The 10,546-nt window shown below is 55.7% G+C and carries 11 protein-coding genes and 1 tRNA gene; 8 read left to right on the top strand and 4 right to left on the bottom strand.

The annotated features are described in order from the left end of the window. Positions 1-93 precede the first annotated feature (93 nt). Positions 94-645 (bottom strand): nitroreductase family protein, encoded by a 552-nt coding sequence (locus HMPREF2796_RS05995; RefSeq protein WP_070631827.1) that lies wholly within the window; start codon positions 643-645, stop codon positions 94-96. A gap of 186 nt (positions 646-831) precedes the next feature. On the opposite strand from HMPREF2796_RS05995, the gene HMPREF2796_RS05990 reads away from it, so the two are divergent. The 7 genes from HMPREF2796_RS05990 (at position 832) to guaA (ending at position 6,236) form a co-directional block, all read left to right on the top strand. After that, positions 832-1,278 (top strand): peroxiredoxin, encoded by a 447-nt coding sequence (locus HMPREF2796_RS05990; protein WP_070631824.1) that lies wholly within the window; start codon positions 832-834, stop codon positions 1,276-1,278. Between the two features lie 12 nt (positions 1,279-1,290). Further along, positions 1,291-1,752, top strand: a complete 462-nt coding sequence (locus HMPREF2796_RS05985) for a methylated-DNA--[protein]-cysteine S-methyltransferase (RefSeq protein ID WP_070631821.1) — start codon at positions 1,291-1,293, stop codon at positions 1,750-1,752. Continuing rightward, entirely contained in the window at positions 1,746-2,651 is a 906-nt protein-coding gene (xerD, locus tag HMPREF2796_RS05980; protein ID WP_083308664.1) for a site-specific tyrosine recombinase XerD, read from the top strand. The genes HMPREF2796_RS05985 and xerD overlap by 7 nt, the downstream gene beginning before the upstream one ends. 130 nt (positions 2,652-2,781) lie before the next feature. Beyond that, the gene (locus HMPREF2796_RS05975; RefSeq protein ID WP_070631818.1) at positions 2,782-3,318 is read left to right on the top strand and encodes an RNA pyrophosphohydrolase; all 537 of its coding nucleotides are present in this window, start codon (positions 2,782-2,784) and stop codon (positions 3,316-3,318) included. Beyond that, positions 3,315-4,106, top strand: a complete 792-nt coding sequence (gene trpC, locus HMPREF2796_RS05970; RefSeq protein ID WP_070631815.1) for an indole-3-glycerol phosphate synthase TrpC — start codon at positions 3,315-3,317, stop codon at positions 4,104-4,106. Before HMPREF2796_RS05975 ends, trpC begins: the two co-directional genes overlap by 4 nt. Before the next feature lie 90 nt (positions 4,107-4,196). After that, entirely contained in the window at positions 4,197-4,550 is a 354-nt protein-coding gene (locus HMPREF2796_RS05965; RefSeq protein WP_070631812.1) for a hypothetical protein, read from the top strand. Between the two features lie 117 nt (positions 4,551-4,667). Continuing rightward, a complete protein-coding gene (gene guaA, locus HMPREF2796_RS05960) occupies positions 4,668-6,236 on the top strand; it encodes a glutamine-hydrolyzing GMP synthase (protein ID WP_070631809.1) in 1,569 nt (522 codons plus the stop codon). A 68-nt stretch (positions 6,237-6,304) separates the two neighbouring features. On the opposite strand, the gene HMPREF2796_RS05955 is transcribed toward guaA, so the two are convergent. The 3 genes from HMPREF2796_RS05955 to tgt form a co-directional block, all read right to left on the bottom strand. Beyond that, complete coding sequence (locus HMPREF2796_RS05955) at positions 6,305-6,865, bottom strand: SMI1/KNR4 family protein (protein WP_070631806.1); 561 nt, start codon at positions 6,863-6,865, stop codon at positions 6,305-6,307. A 141-nt stretch (positions 6,866-7,006) separates the two neighbouring features. Further along, entirely contained in the window at positions 7,007-8,596 is a 1,590-nt protein-coding gene (locus HMPREF2796_RS05950; RefSeq protein ID WP_168162816.1) for a DUF4874 domain-containing protein, read from the bottom strand. 261 nt (positions 8,597-8,857) lie between these two features. Then, positions 8,858-9,973, bottom strand: coding sequence for a tRNA guanosine(34) transglycosylase Tgt (tgt, locus tag HMPREF2796_RS05945; RefSeq protein WP_070631802.1), 1,116 nt, complete (start codon positions 9,971-9,973; stop codon positions 8,858-8,860). 209 nt (positions 9,974-10,182) lie between these two features. Between tgt and HMPREF2796_RS05940 the strand changes: the two genes are divergently transcribed. Next, positions 10,183-10,259: transfer RNA gene (locus HMPREF2796_RS05940), tRNA-Val, on the top strand. Positions 10,260-10,546 lie beyond the last annotated feature (287 nt).

The raw sequence follows: 10,546 nt of genomic DNA, 5'->3' as shown, positions 1-10,546 counted from the left end.
GGCTACCTGAAAATTTTAGCTTCGCAGCAACTCGCATTGCCCGTTTCAACTGTGTTGAAGCTTATGCTTTCAGGTAGCCTTTTACCGACCGCATTACCAACGGCTGACCAACTCGCTCAAATCCGTATTTTTCGGGCCGTCGGCCTCTTTCTGTGCCGTACCGATCATCAGCAGGCCGATGATTTTGTCGTGTTCGCCACAGCCGAAGGCTTCGCGCAGCGCGGCGGTGTTGACCCACAGCCCGGTAATCCACACATTGTCGAAACCTTGCGCCTTGGCCGCCAGTTGGGCGGCATAGGCGGCGCAACCGGCGCTGAGCATCTGCTCCCACTCCGGCTTCGGCTTGAGGCAGTCCAGCTTGGGTTTGGACACCACGCCGATCACCAGCGGCGCCATCTGCCCCAGCACTTCGGCCTTGCGTGCCGCTTCGCCGCCGATTTCTTCGGCACACTGCTGCAAAATTTGGCGGAAGGCCTGCCGCCCCTCCTCGCTTTGCACCACCACAAAATGCCACGGCGTGAGGTTGCCGTGGTCGGGCACTTGCGTGGCGGCCTGCAAAATGATTTCCAGCTGGGCATCGTTGGGTGCGGGTTCGGCAAGGTGGCGCACCGAACGGCGGGTGGTAAGCAAATCGATTGCGTTCATGGATTTAATCCTTAAAGTGTGCGTTGAAAACAAAACGCCGTGCTTATACCACACATTAAGGCTACCTGAAACCCAAAAAGGCTAGCTGAAACACTTGCCCCAACAAACCCTAAGCCGAACGCTTTCCCAATATCTATCCGGTTTAACGCTATAATGCCAGCCGATTTCATCCCGTTAGGAGCCGCCATGAGCACCCATTATCTTTTCACCCTGCCCGACCAAAACGGCAACGATTTCGCCGCCGCCGACCACCTGCCGCTGGTGCTGTATTTTTATCCCAAAGACAGCACGCCCGGCTGCACCACCGAAGCGCAGCAATTCAGCGCACTCTTACCCGAATTTCAGGCGCTCGGTTTTCAGGTAGCCGGCATATCGCGTGACAGCGTGGCCAGCCATCAGAAATTCGTGTGCAAATATGCGCTGGAAGTGCCGCTCTTGTCGGATAAGGATGAAACCGTGTGCCGCCTGTTCGATGTCATCAAAGAGAAAAATATGTATGGCAAAAAAGTGTTCGGCATCGAACGCAGCACCTTCGTTTTGGATGCACAAGGCCACATCACGCGCGAATGGCGCAAAGTGAAAGCCGCCGGCCACGCCCAAGCCGTGCTCGACGCGCTGCGCGAAACGGCCTAGCGGAACACCGCCATGCAATACTGTTACCAAGCCCCCTTCGGTACGCTGCTGTGCCGCCTGCACAACGGCCTGCCCGCCGAAATCCTGCTGCAGCACAGCGCCGCGCCCTTCCTGCCCGCACTGCCCAACGACACCCCGCTGGCACAATGGCTGGACAGCTATTTTTCAGGTAGCCCTACCCCGCTGCCGCCGTTTGTGCCGCCCGCAGGCACAGCATTTCAACAGGCCGTGTGGGCGCAGATTGCGCAGATTCCGTTCGGCGAAACCCGCAGCTACCAATGGCTTGCCAAACGCATCGGCAGCCACCCGCGCCCCGTGGGCGGCGCCTGCGGCAAAAACCCGCTGCCGCTATTGATTCCCTGCCACCGCGTGCTCTCGGCCAACGGACTAGGCGGCTTCAGCATGGGCGGAGATACCGAACGCAGCCTGGCGGTGAAACGCTGGCTGCTTGCGCACGAAGGAGTGGCATTGTGAACCCGGCCGAGCCGCTGCCCGCCGCCTGGCAAGAGCCCATCGAGCAAACGCTGGACGAGCTCTTCCTCACCCGCCGCCTCGCCGCCAACACCCTGGCCGGCTACCGGCGCGACTTGGGAAAAGTCGCCCGCCGCCTGCACGTGCAAAGTTTGGATTGGCAGCAGGCCGATGCCGATGCCTTGGCCGATGCCGTGTATGCCCCGGATGAGAAACCCGCTTCCCAAGCGCGCGCCCTCTCCGCCGTCAAACAGCTCTACGGCTTTTTGCAGCTGCAAAACCGCCGCAGCGACAACCCCGCACAACACCTGCGTCCGCCGCGCCAAGGCCGCGCCCTGCCGCCGCTGATCGGCGAAGCACAAATCGACGCGCTTCTGGCCGCGCCCGACACGGAAACCATCTTCGGCCTGCGCGACAAAGCCGTGCTGGAAACGCTGTATGCCACCGGCCTGCGCGTGTCCGAAGCCGCCCAAATGCAGCTGCAGGATTTAGACTTGCAGCGCGGCGTGGTTACCGTAATCGGCAAGGGCAACAAGCAGCGCATCGTGCCGCTGGGTGCCGAAGCCGTGCATTGGTTGGAACGCTACCTGAAAACCGCGCGCGGCGAATTGCTCAAGCACACCCCGTGCGATTTCGTGTTCGTGGGGCAAAAACGCAGCGGCATCAGCCGCCAGTTGGTGTGGCAGATGGTGAAACGCTACGCCGCAGAAGCCGGCATCAGCGAGCTCAGCCCGCACGGCCTGCGCCACGCCTTCGCCACCCATCTGGTGAACCACGGCGCCGACCTGCGCAGCGTGCAGATGATGCTCGGCCACGCCAGCCTGAACACCACGCAAATCTACACCCACGTGGCCAACGAGCGGCTCAAACAACTGGTGGTGCAACACCATCCGCGTGGGTAGGCAAGATATAGCGTATTCAAATAAAATAGAGCAAGACGGCAGGCTACCTGAAAGCTTTCAGGTAGCCTGCCGTGCCGTTTTGTGGGAAAATCCGTACGTTTAAAATTATTCAAATTGGGCGAAAAATATTATGTTGGACAGAGAAGGTTATCGCCCCAATGTCGGCATCATCATCACCAACCAGCGCAACGAAGTGTTCTGGGGCAAACGCGTGCAGGAGCATTCCTGGCAGTTTCCGCAGGGCGGCATCAAGCCCGGCGAAAGCCCCGAGGCCGCCATGTATCGCGAGCTGGCCGAAGAAGTGGGCCTTTTGCCGCACCACGTGAAAATCCTCGGCCGCACCCGCGACTGGCTGCGCTACGACGTGCCCGGCAACTGGGTGCGCCGCCAATGGCGCGGCGCGTATCGCGGGCAGAAACAGATTTGGTATTTGCTGCGGCTCACCGGCCGCGAAAGCGATGTGCACCTGCGCGCCAGCAGCCAGCCGGAATTCGACGCCTGGCGCTGGCACGACTATTGGGCACCCATCGACGAAGTGATTGAATTTAAAAAAGACGTATACACCAACGCCCTGCGGGAGCTTTCGCGCTTCCTGCACAATCTGGAAACCCTGGAGCAGTTCAACCAGCGCCACGCCGCCCTGCCCGAAGAGCACACCCACCGATGAGCGACATCCTCACCCGCATCCTCGCCACCAAACAGCAAGAAGTGGCCGCCGCCCAAGCCACCCTGCCCTTGGCCGAACTGCGCGCCCGGGTCGCCGATATGCCGCCGCCGCGCGGCTTCGTACAGGCCATGCGTGCCCAACACAGCCAAGGCCGCGCCGCGCTGATTGCCGAAATCAAAAAAGCCAGCCCCAGCAAGGGGCTGATCCGGCCGGACTTCCATCCCGAGCAGCTGGCGCGCGCCTACGAAACCGCCGGCGCCGCCTGCCTGTCCGTGCTCACCGACGAACCCTACTTCCAAGGCTCGGCAGGCTACCTGAAAGCCGCCCGCGCCGCCGTGGCGCTGCCCGTGTTGCGCAAAGACTTTATGGTGAGCGCCTACCAAATCTACCAATCCCGCGCCATGGGCGCCGATGCCGTGCTGCTGATTGCCGCCGCGCTCAGCCCAACCCAGCTGGAAGAATTCGAAGGCATCGCCCACGAATCGGGCATGGCCGTGTTGCTGGAGCTGCACCACGCCGACGAGCTGGAAAAATGCTGCCGCCTCACCACCCCGCTGCGCGGCGTGAACAACCGCAACCTGCGCACCTTTGAAGTGAGCCTGCAGCAAACCCTGGATTTGCTGCCCGAAATCACCGGCGAAGGCCGCATCGTGATTACCGAAAGCGGCATCCGCAGCCGCGAAGACGTGCAATTCATGCGCAGCCACGGCGTACACAGCTTCCTAATCGGCGAAACCTTCATGCGTGCCGACGATGTAGGCGCGGAAGTGCAAAAACTGTTTGCTTGAGCTTTCAGGTAGCCTGCCATGATGGTGAGGCTACCTGAAAACACTATCCCAATATTTCGTTTGTCTATTTTTCTCACGCAAGGAGTAGGCATGAAACGTTTAGTGATGATATTGGTCCTGCTGCCCCTGGCTGCGGCCGCCCAGCCCACCGCCCGGCAATGCCGGCAGATTAACCGCGACAGTATCGAAGTTATGACTTATCTGTTTGCTTGTACCGACAACGACACTTTCGCGCTCCCCCAAGCCGCCGAGCAGCAAGCCGACAAGCTGATGCAGTTAAGCAAACCCTGCTTCAACCGCGACCAAGAAGCATGGTGGCGGCAAAACGGCGCACAGGTGGAAGCCGAGCGCAACCGTTACGACACCGGCACCGATGCAGACACAGCGGCAGTATGCCGGCAGCGCCGCTCACACATCCAGCGCATCTTGCGGCGCTACCGTTAAACCGACCAACCTTGCTGCGTTTAACCCCTATATTTCAGGTAGCCTGACTTACTGCCAAAGCGGGCAGAGGTTACCTGAAACAAGAAATCCTATCCAAATCCACACAGAGATACCGATATGACCAGCCCCGACAAAATCCTCATCCTCGACTTCGGTTCGCAAGTCACCCAGCTCATCGCCCGCCGCGTGCGCGAAGCCCATGTGTATTGCGAGCTGCACCCCTACGACATGCCGCTGGCCGACATCAAAGCCTTCAACCCGAAAGGCATCATCCTTTCCGGCGGCCCCAATTCCGTGTACGACAGCGAATATCAGGCCGACACGGGGCTGTTCGATTTGGGCGTGCCCGTGCTCGGCATCTGCTACGGCATGCAGTTCATGGCGCACCACTTGGGCGGCGAAGTGCAGGCCGGCAACCAGCGCGAATTCGGCTACGCACAAGTGCAAACGCAAGACAGCGCGCTCACCAGCGGCATTCAAGACGGCGCACCGAACACCTTGGACGTGTGGATGAGCCACGGCGACAAAGTGTGCAGGCTGCCTGAAAACTTCCGCACCATCGGCAGCACGCCGTCCTGCCCCATCGCCATGATGGAAAACGCCGAACGCCGCTTCTACGGCATCCAATTCCACCCCGAAGTCACCCACACCAAACAAGGCCGCACCCTCATTAACCGCTTCGTGCTCGACATCTGCGGCGCACAGCCCAGCTGGACCATGCCGAACTACATCGACGAAGCCGTGGCCAAAATCCGCGAACAAGTCGGCAGCGACGAAGTGATTTTGGGCTTGTCCGGCGGCGTGGATTCCTCCGTGGCCGCCGCGCTGATCCACCGCGCCATCGGCGACCAGCTTACCTGCGTCTTCGTTGACCACGGCCTGCTGCGCCTGAACGAAGCCGAAAACGTGATGAAAATGTTTGCCGACAACTTGGGCGTGCGCGTGATTCACGTGGATGCCAGCGAACAGTTTATGGCGAAACTCGCCGGCGTGACCGACCCCGAGCAAAAACGCAAAATTATCGGCGCAGAATTTATTGAAGTATTTGACGCAGAAGAGAAAAAACTCACCAACGCCAAATGGCTGGCGCAAGGCACGATTTATCCCGACGTGATCGAATCCGCCGGCGCGAAAACCAAAAAAGCCCACGCCATCAAATCGCACCACAACGTGGGCGGGCTACCTGAAAACATGAAGCTGAAGCTGCTCGAACCGCTGCGCGATTTGTTCAAAGACGAAGTGCGCGAACTGGGCGTGGCGCTCGGCCTGCCGCGCGAAATGGTGTACCGCCACCCCTTCCCCGGCCCCGGCTTGGGCGTGCGGATTCTGGGCGAAGTGAAGCGCGAATACGCCGACCTGCTGCGCCAGGCAGACGATATTTTCATTCAGGAACTGCGTAACCACACAGACGAAAACGGCACCTCTTGGTACGACCTCACCAGCCAAGCGTTTGCCGTGTTTCTGCCCGTGAAATCCGTGGGCGTGATGGGCGACGGCCGCACTTATGACTACGTGGTCGCCCTGCGCGCCGTGATTACCAGCGACTTCATGACCGCACACTGGGCGGAACTGCCCTACTCGCTCTTGGGCAAAGTGTCCAACCGCATCATCAACGAAGTGCGCGGCATCAACCGCGTGGTGTACGACGTGAGCGGCAAACCGCCGGCCACGATTGAGTGGGAATAAACCTGGTTTGCAAACATCAGAAAGCCCTGCCAGATAATGGCAGGGCTTTGTTTGGGCTATGCTTGAGGCTACCTGAAAATCGGATTCTGTTGTTCTTGCTGGTCTAACTGGTACAGCAAGCTAGTGAAGTCTCCAGCAAAATCTTGTACTTCGTCAACATTTTCATGATCCCAAAGCACAACTGGGTAGTCGTGGTTAGCGATGTCTCGATTTGTATCGAAACAGAGATAGCCCCAGTCGCTCCAATGGGCAAAGGGAAGGTAACCCTTACCTAGCAAAAATGGTTGTGCATACTCAGAAAAAACCACTTCGGCAAGGCTTGCCTGCCAAGTATGAATAGGGTGTTCGAAAAACGATGCCTCCGAAATCGGTAATTCATAAAAATGTTTGTGTTTTAAAAATGTACGGTAGCTTTGGGGAAGAGGGTGTTTAGTCCTATCTTCCCATTGGGCAATTTCCTCATCACTCACTTTACTGGCAATGGGCAGCCAAAAAAACCAGTCTTCATCTTCACACACCTGATCCGATCGCATTTCGGAAGCGATGTTTCTAGGCAATGCGTTCAGTTGCCGACTAACGATTTTATCTAAATGCTTATCAATTATGGTTGGTATGATTTGTTCGATCATGTGGATAACACTCAAATTGCTTGGACGGTATTTTTGTGTAATAGCACAATCAATACTATCAATCTAAGCAATACTACTCTATATACACAAACAGCAGGAAACCCTGTTTCCAAGGTTTCCCGCTGTATTAGCTAAACCAACTTAGATTGACAACAGCCATTTCAGTGCCAGGCCGGTGCGGAATGGGCCTTCCGGTGCTTTTTGTGCATTGCCATCATCAGCATTGGCAAATTGCAGCGGATGCGGGCCGGAATAATTAGCATCTTCCGTATCGATCAGCAGAATCGGGGCTTTCCCATTCAGCTGGCTCTTCAAGAAGCTGCCACGGAAACTTTGTACCGTACCGGGCTGCACTGAGAATCTGTTGTTCAACAAGACTTTTTGGCCGTTTACTACGAGATAGAGTTTATAGCCCCAATCAGGTGCATTAGCCCAGCCTCGGTTGGCGATTTTTGCCGACCAGTGAACGATATTACTGTTTTGCTGGTCAACATAGGCACTGAGTTCTTCCACTACATAACGGTAGCCCATTCTCTTACGGACTTCTGTCATGCAGGAGCCGGATTCCCAATTACCGATAAAGGTTTTGTGGTAGTCGTAGTTCAGATACGACACATGGTATTCGGCGCCTTCCCTCAAAATATCAGCACAGCTCGTACGTGCTCCTGCCAGCGGTTCGCAGGTTTCGCCGCCGAATACCTGATGTATGCTGTTTTCGCGTGCAAAGCTGCGCAACTCTTCTGGCGAGCGCCCGCTGCCGCGTGGGTAATAGGTGCCCACATCGTCTTTGCTGGCCATAAAACAGTCGTTATGCATACCTAGGGAAGCGGCACCGCGAGGCAGACTGCTGTTATTACGGAAGTTCATCAAATCGCCTGGGTAACGCAGCTGAAGCTTGGCATAAATGCCGTTATTGTTGGCATTCAGCAAGGCCTTGATTACCTCGGCTTTATTTTGGTCTGTATTCAAATTATTGGCAGAGGAATGCCATTCACCCCATGCACCAATAAAGCCTGCCTGCCATACGAAAATGTTGTCACGGTTTTTAGCCAAAATCGGGCGCAGTTGCTCGATATGGCGACGAACCTGTGCCAGATTGGTATCTTGACCGGCTGCTGTGTAGTCGTATGAAAAACGCAAAATGGCATTAACATTTTTCATTTTGGATAAGCCCTGATCCAGTGCATTTAAATACGACTGGGGCAAATCCTGATTCCGCCATTGAGATAAGTCTGCCGGCATATACATCAGGCGATAGCCCTCACGATAAGCATTTTCCAAATCAGCATCGGTAATTTGAGAAGGGTCTTTACCATAACGGTAGAAACCACGCCCATAGCCGGGGACGTCACCGGCCGCCTCTTTCAGGGAGACGGTTTTAACGTTGTTATTCCCATTATTATTGTTGCCATTATTGCTGTTATTGGCATTGCTGTTAGTAGCATTGTTATTGTTAGCATTATTAGTGGCATTATTTCCAGAGTTGCTGCCATTAGCAGCTCCAGGGTGGTTATTGCTATTTGCGCTACCGCCTCCCGTGCCTACGCTAATATTCCTGGTTCGGTCGGCGTTGCCTGATGTTCCCAGTTGGACTGTACCCTCATTTTGCTTTGCTGCGGTTTGATTTGCTTGCTGGTTGGAGCCTGTATTACTGGGCGTATCTGATCCGTCTTTTTTACAGCCTGCTAAAGCCACAGTACAAATCAGAACTGAAAGTAAGGTTTTATTCATGATGACGATTTTCCTAAATGGTCTACTTATAATATTAATACCGTGAAACATAGTAATCCTACTATGCCAAACTGCTTACTGTCAAAAAACTCAAACAGATGTATGCCTTATTTAAGAATGTGAATGCATATGTAAGCAAATCATTCTGTCGAGAAGTGTGCCAACATCACTCTATACTTCCAAAACTGGAAACTGATAACTCGGTCATGCTTGGCACATCTTTCCAAATCAACTCAACCTGTTTTTCAGGTAGCCTGCTGCTTAATCCGTCCCCTTTGCCCTGTTTTCGTGGAACTGTGCCTGCCAGTCGGCGAATTTGCCCTGCTCGATGGCTTCGCACATTTCGACCATGATGGTTTGGTAGAAATGCAGGTTGTGGATGGTGTTCAACTGCGCGCCCAAAATTTCGCCGGCGCGGTGCAGGTGGTGCAGATAGGCGCGGCTGAAATGCGTACAGGCGTAGCAAGTGCAGGATTCGTCGAGCGGGCGGGTGTCGTGTTTGTGCTTGGCGTTTTTGATTTTGATGTCGCCGAAACGGGTGAACAGCCAGCCGTTGCGGGCGTTGCGGGTGGGCATGACACAGTCGAACATATCCACGCCGTGCGCCACGCCGTACACCAAGTCTTCCGGCGTGCCGACGCCCATCAGGTAATGTGGTTTGTGTTCGGGCAGTATGGGGCCGACTGCGCGCAGCATGCGGTACATTTCGGGCTTGGGTTCGCCCACCGATAAGCCGCCGATGGCGAGGCCGGGGAAGTCAAATTGTTCCAGTCCGCGCAGGGACTGTTCGCGCAGGTCTTCGTACATCGCGCCCTGCACGATGCCGAACAGGGCGTTGGGGTTGTTCAAATCTTCAAAGGCTTTTTTGCTGCGTTCCGCCCAGCGCAGACTCATTTGCAGCGATTTTTCGGCCTGCTCGCGTGTGGCTTCGCCGGGGGTGCATTCGTCGAGCTGCATGGCGATGTCGGAGTTGAGCACGGTTTGGATTTCCATCGAGATTTCGGGCGAAAGGAAGAGTTTGTCGCCGTTAATCGGGCTTTTGAAGGTGCAGCCGTCTTCGGTGAGTTTACGCATGTTGGACAGCGAAAACACTTGGAAGCCGCCGGAATCGGTCAGAATCGGTTTGTTCCAGCCGATAAAATCATGCAGGCCGCCGAATTGTTCGATGACTTCAAGGCCGGGGCGCAGCCATAAATGGTAGGTGTTACCCAAAATAATTTGGGCGTTGATGTCGTGCAGGTTTTGCGGGGTCATGGCTTTGACCGAGCCGTAGGTGCCCACGGGCATGAACACGGGGGTTTCTATGCTGCCGTGGTTGAGTTCGATGGTGGCGCGGCGGGCGTGGCCGTCTTTTTTGTGTAGGGTAAATTTGAGCATGGGGAGAACACGTTATCAATAATCCGGCGATTATAGCTAAAGCAGTTATTTCTTCCTACCATGTTAGCCCGCCTTGCCGTATTGCCCATACTGCTGCGGCTCGCTGCCCGGCAAAAAATGATTGCTTTAGCTGATACAGCAAACCGCTGCCGGCCCTGCGCTTTCTTTGCGCAGGGGGTGGGAAAACAGTATAATGCTGCCCCTTAAACAGGCACGTAGCTCAGTTGGTTAGAGCATCACCTTGACATGGTGGGGGTCGTTGGTTCGAATCCAATCGTGCCTACCAGAATTCGTGGGAACAGCAGGGGTTTCTGGGGAACTTCAGTTGTTCTTTTTTGTTTGGCCGCCCGCTACTAGTTTTAACTTTGCAGGAACCCTGCTTCCTTTAGAAACATTGTTTCAGGTAGCCTTTTGGATTGCTGTTCAGGCTACCTGAAAATCCGGCCAAACAGCTGTAAGGAACCCGCCATATGCGCCGTTTACCTCCCGCGCTTGCGCTATTGCTCACACTTGCCGCATTGGCCGCCATAGCATTTGTCGGCCTATTCCTGCTGTTTTACTTTTTCGGTTTCG

Origin of the sequence: Eikenella sp. HMSC071B05, from assembly GCF_001811325.1 — a bacterium.
Classification (GTDB): Bacteria; Pseudomonadota; Gammaproteobacteria; order Burkholderiales; family Neisseriaceae; genus Eikenella; species Eikenella corrodens.
Note: the sequence above shows the minus strand (reverse complement) of the source record. Positions and strands in the feature narration are given on the sequence as shown.